Source organism: Streptomyces sp. NPDC087901, assembly GCF_044742205.1.
In the GTDB taxonomy this organism is placed as follows: domain Bacteria; phylum Actinomycetota; class Actinomycetes; order Streptomycetales; family Streptomycetaceae; genus Streptomyces.
In genome coordinates, this window is sequence record NZ_JBIUUC010000007.1 from 100,774 (window position 1) to 115,619 (window position 14,846).

19 protein-coding genes are annotated in these 14,846 nt (G+C 70.3%); 9 read left to right on the forward strand and 10 right to left on the reverse strand.

The window, feature by feature from the left end; translation table 11 throughout:
- Positions 1-14 precede the first annotated feature (14 nt).
- Positions 15-635 carry a TetR/AcrR family transcriptional regulator gene (locus tag ACIOEW_RS22500; RefSeq protein WP_362557586.1) on the forward strand — a complete coding sequence of 207 codons (621 nt, stop codon included), beginning with the start codon at positions 15-17 and terminating at the stop codon, positions 633-635.
- Here the strand turns inward: ACIOEW_RS22500 and ACIOEW_RS22505 are convergent.
- From ACIOEW_RS22505 to ACIOEW_RS22515, 3 genes are all read right to left on the reverse strand, one after another.
- On the reverse strand, positions 626-1,132 hold the full coding sequence (locus tag ACIOEW_RS22505; RefSeq protein WP_401965329.1) for a cupin domain-containing protein: 507 nt from the start codon (positions 1,130-1,132) through the stop codon (positions 626-628). The genes ACIOEW_RS22500 and ACIOEW_RS22505 overlap by 10 nt on opposite strands.
- Positions 1,133-1,260: 128 nt before the next feature.
- Positions 1,261-1,845, reverse strand: a complete 585-nt coding sequence (locus ACIOEW_RS22510) for a hypothetical protein (protein ID WP_401965331.1) — start codon at positions 1,843-1,845, stop codon at positions 1,261-1,263.
- 32 nt (positions 1,846-1,877) lie between these two features.
- Complete coding sequence (locus ACIOEW_RS22515; RefSeq protein WP_362557592.1) at positions 1,878-2,501, reverse strand: hypothetical protein; 624 nt, start codon at positions 2,499-2,501, stop codon at positions 1,878-1,880.
- Between the two features lie 118 nt (positions 2,502-2,619).
- Here ACIOEW_RS22515 and ACIOEW_RS22520 point away from each other — a divergent pair, with 118 nt between their 5' ends.
- Entirely contained in the window at positions 2,620-2,886 is a 267-nt protein-coding gene (locus tag ACIOEW_RS22520; RefSeq protein WP_362557593.1) for a hypothetical protein, read from the forward strand.
- A gap of 121 nt (positions 2,887-3,007) precedes the next feature.
- Here ACIOEW_RS22520 and ACIOEW_RS22525 read toward each other — a convergent pair whose 3' ends face one another.
- From ACIOEW_RS22525 to ACIOEW_RS22540, 4 genes are all read right to left on the reverse strand, one after another.
- Positions 3,008-3,391: a hypothetical protein gene (locus ACIOEW_RS22525; RefSeq protein ID WP_401965335.1), complete on the reverse strand. Its 384-nt coding sequence runs from the start codon at positions 3,389-3,391 to the stop codon at positions 3,008-3,010.
- Between the two features lie 137 nt (positions 3,392-3,528).
- Positions 3,529-4,428, reverse strand: coding sequence for a helix-turn-helix domain-containing protein (locus ACIOEW_RS22530; protein ID WP_401965338.1), 900 nt, complete (start codon positions 4,426-4,428; stop codon positions 3,529-3,531).
- A 304-nt stretch (positions 4,429-4,732) separates the two neighbouring features.
- Positions 4,733-4,978 (reverse strand): DUF397 domain-containing protein, encoded by a 246-nt coding sequence (locus ACIOEW_RS22535; RefSeq protein WP_401965340.1) that lies wholly within the window; start codon positions 4,976-4,978, stop codon positions 4,733-4,735.
- Positions 4,975-5,841, reverse strand: a complete 867-nt coding sequence (locus ACIOEW_RS22540; RefSeq protein ID WP_401965342.1) for a Scr1 family TA system antitoxin-like transcriptional regulator — start codon at positions 5,839-5,841, stop codon at positions 4,975-4,977. Before ACIOEW_RS22540 ends, ACIOEW_RS22535 begins: the two co-directional genes overlap by 4 nt.
- A 135-nt stretch (positions 5,842-5,976) precedes the next feature.
- On the opposite strand from ACIOEW_RS22540, the gene ACIOEW_RS22545 reads away from it, so the two are divergent.
- The 3 genes from ACIOEW_RS22545 to ACIOEW_RS22555 all read left to right on the forward strand — a co-directional run bounded on the left by ACIOEW_RS22545 (position 5,977) and on the right by ACIOEW_RS22555 (position 8,987).
- Positions 5,977-6,405, forward strand: a complete 429-nt coding sequence (locus ACIOEW_RS22545) for an ATP-binding protein (RefSeq protein WP_401965345.1) — start codon at positions 5,977-5,979, stop codon at positions 6,403-6,405.
- Between the two features lie 146 nt (positions 6,406-6,551).
- Complete coding sequence (locus tag ACIOEW_RS22550) at positions 6,552-7,592, forward strand: hypothetical protein (protein ID WP_401965347.1); 1,041 nt, start codon at positions 6,552-6,554, stop codon at positions 7,590-7,592.
- 123 nt (positions 7,593-7,715) lie between these two features.
- Positions 7,716-8,987, forward strand: coding sequence for a serine/threonine-protein kinase (locus tag ACIOEW_RS22555; protein ID WP_401965349.1), 1,272 nt, complete (start codon positions 7,716-7,718; stop codon positions 8,985-8,987).
- Between the two features lie 7 nt (positions 8,988-8,994).
- Here the strand turns inward: ACIOEW_RS22555 and ACIOEW_RS22560 are convergent, their stop codons facing one another.
- The 3 genes from ACIOEW_RS22560 to ACIOEW_RS22570 all read right to left on the reverse strand — a co-directional run bounded on the left by ACIOEW_RS22560 (position 8,995) and on the right by ACIOEW_RS22570 (position 10,932).
- A complete protein-coding gene (locus ACIOEW_RS22560; RefSeq protein ID WP_401965351.1) occupies positions 8,995-9,357 on the reverse strand; it encodes a hypothetical protein in 363 nt (120 codons plus the stop codon).
- 212 nt (positions 9,358-9,569) lie between these two features.
- Positions 9,570-9,968: a DUF6281 family protein gene (locus tag ACIOEW_RS22565; RefSeq protein ID WP_362557467.1), complete on the reverse strand. Its 399-nt coding sequence runs from the start codon at positions 9,966-9,968 to the stop codon at positions 9,570-9,572.
- Between the two features lie 220 nt (positions 9,969-10,188).
- Positions 10,189-10,932: a GntR family transcriptional regulator gene (locus tag ACIOEW_RS22570; RefSeq protein WP_401965354.1), complete on the reverse strand. Its 744-nt coding sequence runs from the start codon at positions 10,930-10,932 to the stop codon at positions 10,189-10,191.
- Positions 10,933-11,105: 173 nt separating this feature from the next.
- Between ACIOEW_RS22570 and ACIOEW_RS22575 the strand changes: the two genes are divergently transcribed.
- Genes ACIOEW_RS22575 through ACIOEW_RS22590 form a run of 4 tightly spaced genes read left to right on the forward strand, consistent with a single transcriptional unit; the run spans position 11,106 to position 14,806 of the window.
- On the forward strand, positions 11,106-12,104 hold the full coding sequence (locus ACIOEW_RS22575; protein ID WP_401965357.1) for a Gfo/Idh/MocA family oxidoreductase: 999 nt from the start codon (positions 11,106-11,108) through the stop codon (positions 12,102-12,104).
- Positions 12,101-12,961, forward strand: a complete 861-nt coding sequence (locus ACIOEW_RS22580; protein ID WP_401965359.1) for a TIM barrel protein — start codon at positions 12,101-12,103, stop codon at positions 12,959-12,961. The genes ACIOEW_RS22575 and ACIOEW_RS22580 overlap by 4 nt, the downstream gene beginning before the upstream one ends.
- Positions 12,962-12,993: 32 nt before the next feature.
- A complete protein-coding gene (gene iolC / locus ACIOEW_RS22585) occupies positions 12,994-13,938 on the forward strand; it encodes a 5-dehydro-2-deoxygluconokinase (RefSeq protein ID WP_362557476.1) in 945 nt (314 codons plus the stop codon).
- Positions 13,931-14,806, forward strand: coding sequence for a deoxyribose-phosphate aldolase (locus ACIOEW_RS22590; RefSeq protein WP_401965362.1), 876 nt, complete (start codon positions 13,931-13,933; stop codon positions 14,804-14,806). The genes iolC and ACIOEW_RS22590 overlap by 8 nt, the downstream gene beginning before the upstream one ends.
- The last annotated feature ends 40 nt before the right edge of the window (positions 14,807-14,846 follow it).

Consider the following 14,846-nt stretch of genomic DNA (forward strand, 5'->3'; position numbering starts at 1 on the left):
CTTGAGGAGGCGGCGTGGAAGCAGCCGAGCAGGGCCGGTCGGAGCGCAAGCGGCAGGCCATCATGGAGGCCGGGACCAGCGCGTTCATGGAGAAGGGCTACTCCGGCACCAGCATGGACGACATCGCGAAACTGGCGGCGGTGTCCAAGCAGACGGTCTACAAGCACTTCTCCGACAAGGAGAAGCTGTTCGCCGAGATCGTGCTGGCCACGACCGACCGCATCGACGGCATGGTCGACCTGGTGGCCGACATCCCGTCCGACGCCGACACCCTGGACGAGAACCTGGCCCGGCTCGCCGGCCAGTTCCTCGTCGCGCTCACACAGCCCCAGGTGCTTCAGCTGCGCCGCCTGGTCATCGCCAACGCCGACGCCTTCCCCGAGCTGGGCGCGGCTTGGTACGAGCAGGGATTCGAGCGGGTCCTGGCCACCCTGGCGGCCACCTTCGAGCGGCTCGCCGACGACGGACTGCTCCGGATCGACGAACCGCTCCTGGCCGCCCACCACTTCTCGGGCCTGCTGTTGTGGGTCCCGGTGAACAAGGCCATGTTCCACGGCGGCCCCCGGCACACCGAGGCGGAACTCGACCACTACGCCACCGCGGGCGTCCGCGCCTTCCTCGCCGCCTACCGCTGACGTCCGGCCCTCGCCCCGTCCCACGCCTCGCTCCCGAGGAAGTAGGTGTCGTACACCTCCTGCACCTCCAGCAGGCTCTCCGGAGTGACCTCACCCAGGGCGATGCGCTTCAAGTGGCGGAAGTACTCGAAGCGTTCGACGCCCGGAGTGATGACGATGAGGATGTCTGCGTCGCACCCGGGAGCCGCGGCGAAGGCGTGCGGAAGGCCTGGAGGGACGACGACCAGATCGCCGGGCTCCGCGGTGACGACCTCGTCACCGGAGAGGAACTGGGCGGCGCCGTCCAGCATGTAGAACATCTCGGCGGAGTTGTCGTGACGGTGCGGACGCGCACCGTCGGCGCCGCCCGCGAGGGTGACCCGCTGGGTGGACAGCGCCCCGCCGGTCTCGCTGCTGTCGGCCAGCAGGCGGATCGTGGTGGGTGCGCCACCGACCACTTCGGCGTCGGCCGAGCGGACGATCACGGATGAGGAGAAGTCGGGCAGGACGAGTGACATGAGAACTCCTGTGGCCTGTTGATGCCCATTCGGGCCCGGGTGACTCAGACGGCGAAGAGCAGGGCCGCCCAGACTCCCACCCCGACCCCGCAGGCGAAGGCGGCCAACCGCCACTGCCAGTGCGCTCCTCAGGGGCGGAAGGCCTCAAGTTCGTCCGCGCGACGGAGATCCTTCGGTCGGCTGAGAGAGCGCCTCATACGGATCAGATCATCCAAGTCGACGTACCTGATATCGAATCCCGCCGGGTCACGGGTGCTCACGGCCCGGGCGAGGCAGGGCATGACGTCCATGTCACCCCAGGGGAGAGCGGGCGTGCACAGATCGCCGCTGACGCCGGTCACCTGGTATGTCACCTGCGGCCGGTCCAGCTCGGGCAGGGCCGTGCAGCCTGTGGCGGCCAGGGCATCATGCAGGGCGCGCCCCTGTTCGGGCGAGCCGTCCCACAGCAGGTCGAGGTCACCCGTCAGCTCTGTCGAGCCGTGCATGATGCCGGCGACCTGACCTATGACCACAGCGCGCGACCCGGCGTCATGCAGAGCCTGAAGAAGGGGCAGCGGATCGAAGCCGAGCGCACCATCTGTGGAGAACGTGCCGACAACGTCATCGGCCTCCTCTGGGCCGCGCCCTGTGGCGACACGTTCGCGGGTGGCCTCCTGAAGACGATGGACGGCCTGACGAAGTCGTAGCGCAGCGCTCTCATTCACCCGGCCCATTCAACCGCAGTGGCCGGCCAGTAAACGATCTCTCAGTATCCCCAGCTGGCGTAGACGGTGACGTTCCTGCCATTGTCCCTGGCTCCGACGCACACGTCACGCCAGTCGAGCAGCCAGCCGCTGGAGCGGCAGCTCTCCTGCTGGAGGCCCAGTTCGCGGATGATCTCCGGGCGGGACATGCCGTCCTCGCCACTGACCGTCGCGACGCGCCAGCAGCCGCCGGAACCGCAGCTGGTGCCTTCGTCAACCATGCTGATGCCTGGCGGCAATGAGGGGAGGGCCTTGGACGGCGGGGCGTCCGAGCCTTCGCTGATCATCAGCGCGTACAGGAGGCCGACCACGAGAGTGAGGGCGAACTGCACCCCCAGGAAGCCGATCGCTCCGTTGCGGCGGGAGGTCCATTGCGGGGGAGGAGAGCTCTCGTGCCGTCCTTCCAGTCTCGCGCCGCAGGCGATGAGCAGGGGCGCGAGAGCCGTGAACACGAGATGGGCGTCGGGTCTGGGGGCGTCGATCCAGCCCTGCTGGACACTGATCAGCAGACTGGCTCCGGCGAGCAGCATGCCGCCAATCGCGAAGCCGACGGGGCGAGTGCGGGCGATCGTCATCCAGACGACGGCGGGCGCGACGGCGAAGAGTATCCCCAGGACGATCAGCATGTACTGGGGGACGTGGGGCCCCGAGCACCCGGTTCCCGGTGGTCGGTGCCTCCCTCACCAACTCTTCCTCGAAAATCCGATGACCGCATCGTGCACGTCGACCTACACTCCGGCCATCATGAAGCGCCGTGTTGAGTTCACCGAGCGAGCGGCCCGGCTCCGCGACTACCTCCCGCCCGATGATCGCCGGACCCTGAAACGCCTCGTGGATCGGGTCGCCGATGATCCCTACGGCCCCGACACCCACCTCGCCTTCACGAACGACGACCTCACGCGTGGCAGCTGGCTGGACGGAGCCATGGTCCATTTCATCGTGACCACACGAGTCATCTACGTCGTGGACGCCGACATCTATGACGCCGCCCGAGGCTTCAACGTCATCTGACCGACTGGCCCGACCGGTCCCCATGGAACATCACCGCACGACCTTGATCCACTTCTGCAACACGTCCCGGCCCCGCACTTCGCAGGTCACCGTTTCAGCTGTGGTGACCGGGACCGACCGGTTACGGGGCTGCCTCGCGGAAGAGGGCCAGGAGGGCGTGCGCCTGCGGGGCGCCCGCGTCGAAGAACTGCGTGGCCAGTGCGGGTGGCACGGCGGGTCCATGCATGCGGACTTCATGGCAGTTGAAGCAGAACGCCGCCTCGAACAGCGTTAGGTCGAGAGTGTCCGCGTACGCCCGGACACTCCAGCCCGGCGAAAAGCCGCAGCGGTGCTGCTCGCTGCCGGGCAGGCTCTCGATCAAGGCAAGGACGCCGGCTGCCTCGCTCCCGGTCAAGTGGGCGCCCGCCCTGCCCGGATACGGGGCGCCACGCTCTGTCGGGAGTCCGGAGATCCTCACGACCTCCAGCAACACAGCGGTGGTTACGGCTTCGGCGGGAATCTGCACGTGCGTAGTCTGCCCGCGCCCGGTACCGGGGCGTGCACCTGCCTCTGATGACGGTGATGCCTGTGGCGCAGGGCGTTTCGTCATCGCCGACCGGGCGCGGATGCGCCGGGGCCCGCAGCCTCTGCGCAAGTACAGGCCTAGCTGTGGTCCACTTCGCCCGCACAGTCGTCACAACGTCCCGGAGCCGACGCTCTGAACGCCCGGTCGCAGCCATCGCAGTTCTGCATGGGCACCGGACGATAGGCGGCAGGGAGGGAGCGCCCGGACGGCAGGGAAACGGTGAGCCGGTGCCTCAGCAACTGCGCCGGGAACCGCACGGGCCGGGGCAGATCCTCGGTCAGCGCCTTGCGTACGGTGTCGGGCGAGGCATCCCGCTCGAACCAGGCGGCCACACCGGGAGCGAGGAAGTCGATCTGCTCCTCTTTCAGGCGGAGTTCGGGGTCCTGGTTCTGCAACCCGACGAGGAGGAGCGCGGCAGCCTGGAGGAGCTTCGGCGTGGGGTTGAGCGGCTGCGGGAGCGGGGGGCGCGGGGGCTTCTTGGCGGTGGGGGCGGGGACGAGGGGGAGCGGGGCGGGTTCCGCGGGCGGCGGGAGCGGCAGCGGTACGGGGGGTGCTGGCTGCGGGGCCGGGCGGGGCTTGGGGGCCTTGGTCATCCGGGGGCGGGCCTGCGTCTGCGCCTTGTCGAGGGCGGCGGGCTCCGGGTGGTTGTACGACACCGTGCGCGTGTAGACCCGGCCCTCTGGTGAACGTTCCCGGGTGCGCTTCAGGTAGCCGTGCTGCTCCAGCTCCCGCAGGGCTCCGGCGATGCGGTGCTCGCTGTCGGCGGGCAGGCGGGCGGCGAGGACCTTGATGCCGATCCTGGCGCCGGGCGGCAGCGACTGGATGTGCAGGGCGAGACCACGGGCGGCAAGCGAGAGTTCGGGGTGCTGGCTGAGGTGGTTGCCCACGACGGTGAAGCGTTCGGTGTGGCGGACGTTGACATGCTCGACGCCAGAGGGCGGGGCATAGGGGGGCGCGATAACCTGCGAGGTAGCCATCAGGAAGGTGTCACTTCCGCGTTGGTCAGGCCCCCGCTCGGGATTGTCGTCCCGGCGGGGGCCGTCAGAGGTCTGAAGTTTGGTGCGGCGAGCATATGCCAGGCAACCAGGTCGAAATCCAGCCCAGTTGGCGAACCTCACCCGTGCGGGTGACGAGGCCGCAAGGGGGTTGGGTGGGTTTTTAGTTCTCTTCCAAGAGCCTTTAAAAGCCTTTACGTCGCGGCGCACCGGGACGCGGGAATCCACGACGTGGTGGACCGGGTCGTGGATTTCCGCGACCCGGTGGCGCGCGATCCGATCCGGGTCAGCCTCGGCAGGCGTACGCGACGAAGGCGGACCAGGCGGCGGGGGCCACGTCGAGGTGGGGGGCCTGGAGGTTCTTGGAGTCGCGGATGTGGACGGTGGTGGGGGAGGCGGCTACCTCGATGCAGTTGCCGCCTTCGCCAGTGCTGTAGCTGGACTTGCGCCAGTCGTGGGCGACCTCGATGCAGGTCCCGCCCTCGCCGCCGCTGTAGCTGCTCTTGAACCAGTGCAGTTGCTCGGTGTTCATCGCTCTCCCAGCATCTTCTCGATCAGCGTCAGGGACTCCCTCGGGGTGAGAGCCTGCGCTCGGATGATCCCATAGCGCTCGCTGAAGACTCGGACTGCTTCCGGATCGGTGATCAGTCGCGGGTTTCCGTACAGCTCTGTGTAGGCGGCCTGTGGTCGCCCTTTGGGAGTGATCAAGGTGAACGTGCCGTCGATGGCCGGGTGTTCATCACGGTCTGTCGGCATCACCTGGATCTCCACGGTGCGCAGGCGCCCAACGCGCAGGAGCTGGCCCAACTGATCCGCGTGCACCGCCCTTCCTCCGATAGGGCGACGTAAGGCAGTTTCCTCCAGTACGTAGCTGAAGGTCGGTGGGGGCCAGCGCTCGAAAATTTGCTGCCTAGCAAGCCGATCAACGACGCGTTTCTCGATGGTCTCCTCGTTCAGCAGCGGCCGTCTCTGCGTGAATACGGCGCGCGCGTAGGACTCCGTTTGGAGCAGGCCTGGAACGACCTGGGCGCTGTACTCGTGCAGCGCAACGGCCTCCGCCTCCGTTCGCGCGTAGTCCCGGAACCAGTCCGGATGCCGGGTCCGCGACCGCGCCAACGCCTCCCGCACCTCATCCGCCGCCGCGACCAGCACCCCGCCCGCGCCGACCACTCGGTCCACACGCTCAAGAAAGTCCGGCTGAGGCGTACGCACCCCCCGCTCCACCGCCGACACCAGGTCCTCCCCGCAGTGCGCGGCCAGCCCCAGGTCTCTCTGGCTCATGCCCGCGCGTTCGCGCAGGACCTTGATCTGTTTGCCCAGCGCCCTGAACAGGTGCGCCGTACCGTCCGACTCGGCCGGCCGCTCCGGCCGTTCTTCGCGTTCCGCGTTCGCCATCTGCCCCGTACCGCCTCTGTCCGTCCGGTCACGGCCCGACAAGCCCGTACAGCCGGCAGGGAGGTCCCGTACAGCTTCACGGCGTCGTGGTGTCACTGCTGGTCAGCGTACGAGTACGCGGACACGCTGAGTCACATGAACGCCGAAATCACCCTTGTGGGCGCCGAGTTCGTCCAACGCTTCACCGCCACCCGCCGAGGCGCCCGGCTCGCGCGCCGACTCGCCGTGCATCAGCTGGACGAGTGGGGAGTGCCGTACGGGAGCGAGCTGTCCGACGACGTGGCGGTGATCGTGGCCGAGCTGGCGGCGAACGCGGTGGTGCACGGGTACGTAGCGGGGCGCGACTTCGAGTTGCGGCTGACGTTCGGCGCGGCCGGGCTCCGTATCGAGGTGTCGGACGCGCGAGGGGAGCGGCGGCCGGAGGTGTGCGAACCGGAGGCCGGCGCGGAAGTGGGCTACGGCCTGCACCTGGTCGGGGCGCTGGCGGCGAAGTGGGGCGTGGCCGAGCGGGTGGTCGGGAAGACGGTGTGGGCGGAGTGCCGGACGGGGGGCTCGGCTCCGTAGAGCGTCGGGACCCCCGGGTTGCCCCGGGGCTGCCGCGCGGAGTCAGGAGAGGCGCCCCGAGCGGAGTCCCGGAGCGGGCGTCGTGTGCCGGGATCGTCCTGGTGCACAGGCCGGCAGGTTGAGGGGCGACCGTAGACTCGCGCGCCATGGAAGAGATCTTCAGGCTCGGAGAGATCAGCTGCCCATCAGGGGTGCTGGTCGTCGTCGACGGCGGTCATCTGGGGTTGTGGAGCGGAGAGCGGTCGCCGGCAGAGATCGATCCGGCCCTGCTGGGCGTCGACGACCCGGCGACGGCTACCGAAGTGCGCAACGCGGTCGACTTCGCCGTGGTCGGGCCGGATGCCCCGGCAGCGGCCCGCAGCTTCGACCGGCAGCCGGGTTCCATGCTCCACGACATCCCGGCCTCCCGGGCGGTGGAGTTGGGGAGGATGTTCGACGAGCACTGTCTGGCCGTTGGTCTGGACGCCCGCCTGGAGGCGTTGCCGAACCGTGAATCGCATGCCCGACGCGCGCGCCGTACTGCCGTCGAAGGCGGTGGAGGTTTCCTGATGTTCGGGGTGCCTGTCGTTGTGGTGGGAGGGGTGCCCAGCGATGTTCATCTGCCGGTTCTCGCTTCGCGGGCCGACTTCGGAGACGGTGCCGGACCGCGCTGGTCCGAGATCGCGGTTCGCATGAGTGCGGCCGAAGTGGAGTCGTCCGTGCTGCTGGGTGACATCGGCGTCGACTGGGCCCGGGTGCTCTTCGGTGATGCCGATGCCCTGAACGCCTGGCAGCACGACGAGCCTGTGGACGGCTTGGCCGACGTCGCGTTCTGGGGTGCTGCCGCAGAGGAGGCCGCCGTGACGTTCGCAGCATCGGAACTGGGTGAACCCGGTGAGGACGGTGTCCGCGGGTGGACCGGGCTGGCCGTGGCGGAGGCGATGGAGAAGGTTCTCGCCTTGCAGAACTGGAAGGAGGAGACCGGGCGCCGCATGGCGGTGGACTTCCGGCCCCATTCCCATCACTGGCAGGTCATGCGACAGGTTCGCGCCTCCGAGGTCGAGTCCGGAACCGTGGAGGTCGGCGACGCCCGGCTGCTGTGCGCGATGACGAGCTGGGGTGACGGGTACTTTCCCGTGTCGGCCGACCTGGATGCGTCTGGCGCAGTGGTCGCGGTGCGGGTGAACTTCTCCGACGCGGCCGCGTAGCCGTTCTGCCTCCGTGGAGGCCGGGGTGAGGCCTGTCCGGTCCATCAGAGAGGCGGGGCAGCTGTGGCCCATCACGCCTGCGTCATACTGATGCGCTGAAGCACTCGGGGAGGCGTACAACGCATGGGTTACGGGGCGGACGGTGCGGGCCTGCCGGAGAGTATCGGCGGGTATGCCGTGGAGCGGCAGTTGGGCGCCGGCGGAATGGGCGTCGTCTATCTGGCGCGTTCGCGCGGCGGGCGTGCGGTGGCCGTGAAGGTGGCGCGCTCGGAGCTCGCGACCGACCCGCACTTCCGGGAGCGGTTCCGCGCCGAGGTCGACGCCGCACGCAGTGTGGGAGGCTTCCATACGGCGCAGGTGGTGGACGCGGACCCGGCGGCAGCGGCGCCGTGGCTGGCCACGGCGTATGTTCCCGGGCCCACGCTCTCCGCGCTGATCGAGGCCGAGGGGCCGATGGGCGAGGCCCGGCTACGGCTGCTGGGCGCGGCCCTCGCCGAGGCGCTGGCGGCGATCCATCGCTGCGGCCTGGTGCACCGTGACCTGAAGCCGGGGAACATCATCATGGCCTCGGACGGGCCACGGGTCCTGGACTTCGGCATCGCGCGGGCCCTGGAGTCGACCCGGCTGACGGCCACGGGTATGGCCTTCGGCACGCCGGGGTTCCTGGCACCCGAGCAGGCGCAGGGGCTGCAAGTCGACGGTGCGGCGGACGTGTTCGCGCTCGGGGCGGTGCTCGTCGCCGCGGCGGGCGGCAGCGCTTTCGGGGCGGGGACGCCGATGGGCCTGATGTACCGGTCGGTGCACGAGACGCCGGATCTGGCTGCGGTGCCGGAGGGCCTGCGCCCGATCATCGCGTCGTGCCTGGCCAAGGAACCCGGACAACGGCCCACACCTGACGGGCTGTTGGATCTGTTCGTGCCGGGCGGTGCGGCGCACCCCCCGACGGCTGTTTCTCCTCCGCCACCTTCCTACGCGCCGTCCAATGCCGCTCCGGAGCAGTGGCATCAGGCTCCGGCCGATGCCGTTCCCGCGGCTGCCCCTGGGTTCGGCCCCGGGTATGCTCCCGCGTTCGGCCCTGCGGACCCTGCGACGCCCGGTGCGGAGAGCGACATCGCCTTCATCGCGGTCGCCTCGGACAGGCACCTCCTGATCGACTCCGTGGGCGTCGAGTTCGGAACGCCGGCAGGTGATGTGCAGTTCACCTGGGCCCAGATCAGCGCGGTCGATTACGCGGCCTGGGGCACCAAGCACCTCAGCGTCACCGTCCGCTTCCACAACGGCACCGTGTATCCGTGCATGATCGCCGCCCGTAGGCGGGCCCGTCTCCAGGAATGGCTGGCGGATCTGCCGCTGATCCTGGAGGTCTTCAGGCAGCCGCCGCATCCCTCGCGGTAGCCGTATCTCAGAACCCGGGAGCCGGGACGAAGTCCGGCCACCACGGCGGCACACCGCTGGGGCAGTAGTAGGTGGCGTCTCCCAAGAAGAGCGAGAGAGCGCACCAGGAAACGGTGAGGACGAGCGCCCCGCCGACCACGGCGCAGACCAGAGGGCGCTTTCCCAGGACGGCCGACGTCCCCAGCCAGACGATCAGCAGGACGATCGCGAGAACGGGGATGAAGACCCAGAGGAGAAAGCCGCCGTTGGCCGAGTTGTTCACGCCTGCGTCGCAGGCGCTCCATGCCCTCCCCAGGAGCGTGGCCGTCAGCAGGGCCACCGCCGTCACGCTCACCGATCCGACCCATCCGGATATCCGTCGGTCACTCATCCCGTACGCCCGCGAAGCCCCGCCCCGGCCCATTGATCCCATGGGTGGTCACCCTGGCCTGCGCGGACCTTCCCGTCAATGATCCATTGCGGGAAGCCGGACCGTGACGAGGAGGCCGCCTGCGGGGCGCGGGACGAGGCCGAGGCTTCCGTCGTGGGCGCGGACGATGCTCCGCACGATGGCCAGGCCGCATCAGCCCGTCATCGACTGCGTCACTTGGCGTCGTCGATGAACTTCTTCACCTCGGGGGGAATGTCCGCACCGGTGTGAGCGGCGAAGAGCAGCGCCTCCTCGGGTGTGTCTCCCACGGCGACGGCCGCCTCCCACGGAAGGCCGGCCACCTCGTACGCGTTAGTCGTCGTGGCCGGTTCGTTGTCCGTGTCGCTTTGACCGGTGTCGTTGCAGGGGGGCTGGGTGGCGATGCCGAGCTTCTTCCCGACCGTGAAGTCCACTTGTGGCGCGTCCAGGTACGAGCGGTCGTCATAGGTGAACAGGTTGGCGCAGGAAGCGGATGGGCTTCCCCCGTTGTCCCCATCGGCCGTGCACGCGGCTGCTGCCATCAGCAAGGCCGCCGACAGCAGCGTGCCTGCTGATCTTCCGGTGCGGTTCATGTGGGCCCCCTCAGTGGATGCGTCGAAGAGCGACGCCCGGTAGACGTGGGCAACCCGGGACCGGTTCCCCTCGCCTCCCGCCACCCGCCTCCCGCCGCCCGTCCCACCCCGCCTCGAACGGCCCGGGGCCGGTCAACGGGTCATGGCAGCGGCCCGTCCAGGATCCGCCCGACCAGGTCGGCCACCGCACCCTCGGAGCGGGCTGCTGCCCGCCGGCCGTTCAGTGCGCGGTCAGCGTCATCTCGAAGGAGTACCGGGATGCCCGGTAAAGGTGGGACCCGAATTCCACCGGGCGCCCCGCGTCGCCCTGGACCGTACGTTCCATGGTGAGCAGGGTGCCGCCGCGGCCCTCACCCAGCAGGCGGGCCTCCGCCGCCGTGGCCCGGCGTGCCCCGACGGTCTGACGGGCGGTGCGCAGGGAGACGCCTGCCCGCTTGAGCAGTTCGTAGAGCCCGTACTGGGTGAGGTCGTCCGCGGTCAGCGTCAGCAGATCGGCCGGCAGGTGGTTCTGCATGACGGCTATGGGTTCGTCGTTCGCGTAACGCAGTCTGCGCAGCGCCACGGTGGGTGTCCCGGGTTCGAGTTCGAGTGCGACCGCGACGGTTCCCGCGGCGGGCACGGTCTCCATGGACAGCACCTCGGTACGGGGCAGGCGGCCGTCCCGCTTCAGGTCCTCGAAGAGGCTGCTCAGCTCGATCTGCCTGCGCACCCGGTTGTTGACGACCTGGGTGCCGACCCCGCGCTTGCGTGCGAGGAGCCCCTTGTCGACGAGGTACTGCATGGCCTGACGCATCGTCGGGCGGGAGAGGCCGAACTTGTCCGCCAGGGCGATCTCGTTCTCCAGCCGGGTGCCGGGCGCCAACGTCCCTGACTCGATGAGCTGTTGGAGCTGCTGTGCGACCTGGAAGTACAGCGGTACGGGACTGCTTCGATCGATGCTTATCAGCCTGGTGATCGATTCCATGGGGGCTCCTCGAAACGTGGTACCAGGCGCTCAGTATGCCGCACGCGTCGGCGCCAGCTCTGTACGTATATATGTCAGAACAAATGCTTGACGCGTTGTGAGTGCCGAGATACAAATCGGGGGAGACGAATCAGGACAGCATCCACTCCTCCTCGAACCGGAGGCATTTGCGCATGCGCATCGGACTCATCGGTACCGGCCGGATCGGCACGTTCCACGCCGAGACCCTGATCGGACTGCCCGCCGTGACGCGGGTCGTCCTCCACGACTCATTTGAACGCCAGGCACACGAACTGGCCGTCAAACTCGGTGCCGAGCACGCCGCCGACCTCGACGGGCTGCTGGGTTCCGGCCTGAACGCCGTCGTGATCGCCGCCCCCACCGCCGCCCACGCGGACCTCGTACGCGCCGCTGCCGCCGCCGGAGTACCGGTCTTCTGCGAGAAGCCGATCGCCGGCACCCTCGACGAGACCCGCGCCCTGCTGGCGGAGCTCGACGGCACCGGCGTCCCGCTCCAGGTCGGCTTCCAGCGCCGCTTCGACCCCGGCTACGGCGCCCTGCGCGACGCCGTCGCCGCGGGTGAGCTGGGCTGGCTCCACACCATCCGGGCCTGCACCGCGGACCCTGCACCGCCACCGGCCGGATACCTGCCCGCGTCGGGCGGCATCTTCCGCGACTGCGCCGTCCACGACTTCGACATCGTGCGCTGGGTCACCGGCCGTGAGGTCGTCGAGGTCAGCGCCACCGGCGCCAACCGGGGCGAGTCCTACTTCACCGCCGCCGGAGACGTCGACACCGCGGTCACCGTCCTCACCCTCGACGACGGCACCCTGGTCACCTGCACCGCCACCCGTTACAACGGCGCCGGCTACGACGTACGGATGGAGGTGGCCGGCTCCCACGGCACGCTGGCCACCGGCCTCGACTCCCACGCACCCCTCCGCTTCACCGCAGGCGGACCCCAACCGGGGTCCGTCTCGCACGACGGATTCCTCAGCCGCTTCCGCGACGCGTACGTCGCCGAGCTGACCGCCTTCACCGAGGTCGCCGCAGGCACCCGCCCCAGCCCCTGCACCGGGGACGACGCGCTGGCCGCCCTGCTGGTCGCCGAGGCCGCCGACCGCTCGTGCCGCACCGGCCGACCCGTCCGAGTAGAGGAGGCGGGCCGATGATCCGCGTCGCCGGAGCCCCCATCTCCTGGGGAGTGTGCGAAGTCCCCTGCTGGGGACATCAGATGAACCCGGAGCGGGTGCTCGACGAGATGGCCACCGCAGGTCTGGCCGCCACCGAGTTCGGCCCCGACGGCTTCCTGCCGCAGGACCCCGGGGCCCGCTCCGCCCTGCTCGCGGGACACGGCCTGGCCGCCGTCGGCGGCTTCGTTCCCGTCGTCCTGCACGACCCGGGCCGCGACCCCCTGCCCGAAGTCCGGCGCGCCCTGGCCGGGTTCGGGTCCGCCCGCACCCTGGTCCTGGCCGCCGCCACCGGATCCGACGGCTACGACACCCGCCCCGAACTCTCCGAACGGGAATGGGACGCCCTGCTGGGCAACCTCGACCGGATCGCCGCCCACGCCCGCACCGAAGGCATCACCGCCACCCTGCACCCGCACATCGGCACGATGGTCGAGGGCCCGGACGAGGTCGAACGCGTCCTCACCGGCAGCTCCGTCCCCCTCTGCCTGGACACCGGCCATCTGCTGGCCGGCGGCAACGACCCCGTGGCCCTGGCACGCCGGGCCGCCGACCGCATCGCCCACGTGCACCTCAAGGACGTCGACGCGGCGCTCGCCGCCCGCGTCCGGGCCGGGGACCTCACCTACACGGCCGCGGTCCGGACCGGCCTGTACCAGCCGCTCGGCCGCGGCGACGTGGACATCTCCGCGATCACCACAGCGCTCGGCGCCGCCGGCTACACCGGGTGGTACGTACTCGAACAGGACACCGTCCTCGACGCCGAACCAGCTCCCGGCGAGGGCCCGTTGGCCGACGTCGTGGCATCCCTGGCCCATCTGCGCAAGGTGACGTCGTGACTGCCACGGAGCCTGCGCCCGAGGTACTGGTCATGGGGCGGCTCGGCGTGGACCTCTACCCGCTCCAGCAGGGGGTGGGCCTGGCCGACGTCGAGACCTTCGGCAAGCACCTGGGCGGCAGCGCCGCCAACGTCTCCGTCGCCGCCGCCCGGCACGGCCGCCGCACCGCCCTGATCAGCCGCACCGGACAGGATCCGTTCGGCGACTACCTCAGGTCCGAGCTGCGCCGCTACGGAGTCGACGCGGCCCGGGTCCACCCCGTCGCGGGGCCCCCGACCCCGGTCACCTTCTGCGAGGTCTTCCCGCCCGACGACTTCCCCATCTGGTTCTACCGTCCGCCCGGCACCCCGGACCTGCAGATCCGTACCGAGGAACTGGATCTGGACGAGGTGCGCGCGGCCGGACTCCTGTGGGTCACCGGCACCGGACTGTCCGCCGGACCCAGCGCGGCCGCCCACCTCGCCGCCCTGACCGCCCGCGACCGGTCGGGGATCACCGTGCTCGACCTCGACTACCGGCCCGGACTCTGGCCCTCCCCGCAAGCCGCCGGACCCGCACTGCGGGCCGCCCTCGCGGGGGCCACCGTGGCCGTCGGCAACCTCGACGAATGCGAGGCGGCCGTCGGCGAACGCGACCCGGACGCCGCGGCCGACGCCCTGCTCGCCACCGGCATCGAACTGGCCGTGGTCAAGCAAGGGCCCGCGGGGGTGCTGGCACGCACCGCCACCGAGCGGATCGTGGTCGCCCCCCACCCCGTCCGCGTCGTCAACGGCCTCGGTGCGGGCGACGCCTTCGGCGGCGCCCTGTGCCACGGCCTGCTCGCGGGCTGGCCACTGACGCGGACCCTCCGCTTCGCCAACGCCGCAGGCGCCTTCGTCGCGGGACGGCTCTTCTGCGCCCCCGACATGCCGACTACCCCACAGGTGGAGGACATGATGGAACACGCCCACTCCCACGAAGCGGCACCGCATGCGTGACGGAGCGCTGCAGGCCCTGATGGAGACCCGGGCCCGGCGGCCCGAGGCGATCCTGGAGGCGGCCCGGCGCCGCAGCCGGCGCCCGATGATCCAGCCCTCCGGCCGGCTGATGCTGGTGGCCGCCGACCATCCGGCCCGCGGCGCCCTCGCCGTGCGCGGCCGCCCCGACGCCATGGCGAACCGCGCCGGACTGCTCGACCGCCTGCTGACCGCCCTGGAACGCCCGGGCGTGGACGGTGTGCTCGGCACCCCCGACGTACTGGAGGACCTGCTGCTGCTCGGCGCCCTGGAGGACAAGGTCGTCATCGGCTCGATGAACCGCGGTGGCGTGCCCGAGACCGTGTTCGAGATGGACGACCGCTTCACCGCCTACGACGCCGCGTCGATCGAGGCGATGGGCTTCAACGCCGGGAAGATGCTCCTGCGCATCGATCCGGCCGACGCCGCCACCGCCTCCACCCTGGCGGGCTGTGCGGACGCCGTCTCCGCGCTGGCCGACCGCAGGCTGACGGCCCTGGTCGAGCCCTTCTGGGTCCGGCGCGGTCCGGACGGGCGAGCGGTCAACGACCTGCGCCCCGACGCCATGGTCCGGGCGCTGGCCATCGCCCAGGGCCTCGGCCGCACCTCCGCCTACACCTGGCTGAAGGTTCCGGTGGTCGACAACATGGAGGCGGTGATGGAGGCCTCGACGCTTCCCGCGCTGCTGCTCGGAGGAGACCCTCCGGGTACCCCCGACGAGACGTACGCCTCCTGGGAGAAGGCGCTCCGGCTCCCCACCGTGCGCGGCCTGGTGGCCGGCCGGTCCCTGCTCTACCCGCCCGACGACGATGTGGCCGCAGCGGTGGACACCGCTGTCGGGCTGCTGTGAGAAGAGGCGCCATGGACGGCCATCAGCCCGCGGGCAGCAC

Excerpts from the sequence above, each read along its gene's own strand:
- ACIOEW_RS22505 (WP_401965329.1), bottom strand. The coding sequence starts at position 1,132 with ATGTCACTCGTCCTGCCCGACTTCTCCTCATCCGTGATCGTCCGCTCG.
- ACIOEW_RS22510 (WP_401965331.1), bottom strand. The coding sequence starts at position 1,845 with ATGGGCCGGGTGAATGAGAGCGCTGCGCTACGACTTCGTCAGGCCGTC.
- ACIOEW_RS22515 (WP_362557592.1), bottom strand. The coding sequence starts at position 2,501 with ATGCTGATCGTCCTGGGGATACTCTTCGCCGTCGCGCCCGCCGTCGTC.
- ACIOEW_RS22520 (WP_362557593.1), top strand. The coding sequence starts at position 2,620 with ATGAAGCGCCGTGTTGAGTTCACCGAGCGAGCGGCCCGGCTCCGCGAC.
- ACIOEW_RS22530 (WP_401965338.1), bottom strand. The coding sequence starts at position 4,428 with ATGGCTACCTCGCAGGTTATCGCGCCCCCCTATGCCCCGCCCTCTGGC.
- ACIOEW_RS22535 (WP_401965340.1), bottom strand. The coding sequence starts at position 4,978 with ATGAACACCGAGCAACTGCACTGGTTCAAGAGCAGCTACAGCGGCGGC.
- ACIOEW_RS22540 (WP_401965342.1), bottom strand. The coding sequence starts at position 5,841 with ATGGCGAACGCGGAACGCGAAGAACGGCCGGAGCGGCCGGCCGAGTCG.
- ACIOEW_RS22545 (WP_401965345.1), top strand. The coding sequence starts at position 5,977 with ATGAACGCCGAAATCACCCTTGTGGGCGCCGAGTTCGTCCAACGCTTC.
- ACIOEW_RS22550 (WP_401965347.1), top strand. The coding sequence starts at position 6,552 with ATGGAAGAGATCTTCAGGCTCGGAGAGATCAGCTGCCCATCAGGGGTG.
- ACIOEW_RS22555 (WP_401965349.1), top strand. The coding sequence starts at position 7,716 with ATGGGTTACGGGGCGGACGGTGCGGGCCTGCCGGAGAGTATCGGCGGG.
- ACIOEW_RS22560 (WP_401965351.1), bottom strand. The coding sequence starts at position 9,357 with ATGAGTGACCGACGGATATCCGGATGGGTCGGATCGGTGAGCGTGACG.
- ACIOEW_RS22565 (WP_362557467.1), bottom strand. The coding sequence starts at position 9,968 with ATGAACCGCACCGGAAGATCAGCAGGCACGCTGCTGTCGGCGGCCTTG.
- ACIOEW_RS22570 (WP_401965354.1), bottom strand. The coding sequence starts at position 10,932 with ATGGAATCGATCACCAGGCTGATAAGCATCGATCGAAGCAGTCCCGTA.
- ACIOEW_RS22575 (WP_401965357.1), top strand. The coding sequence starts at position 11,106 with ATGCGCATCGGACTCATCGGTACCGGCCGGATCGGCACGTTCCACGCC.
- ACIOEW_RS22580 (WP_401965359.1), top strand. The coding sequence starts at position 12,101 with ATGATCCGCGTCGCCGGAGCCCCCATCTCCTGGGGAGTGTGCGAAGTC.
- iolC (WP_362557476.1), top strand. The coding sequence starts at position 12,994 with ATGGGGCGGCTCGGCGTGGACCTCTACCCGCTCCAGCAGGGGGTGGGC.
- ACIOEW_RS22590 (WP_401965362.1), top strand. The coding sequence starts at position 13,931 with ATGCGTGACGGAGCGCTGCAGGCCCTGATGGAGACCCGGGCCCGGCGG.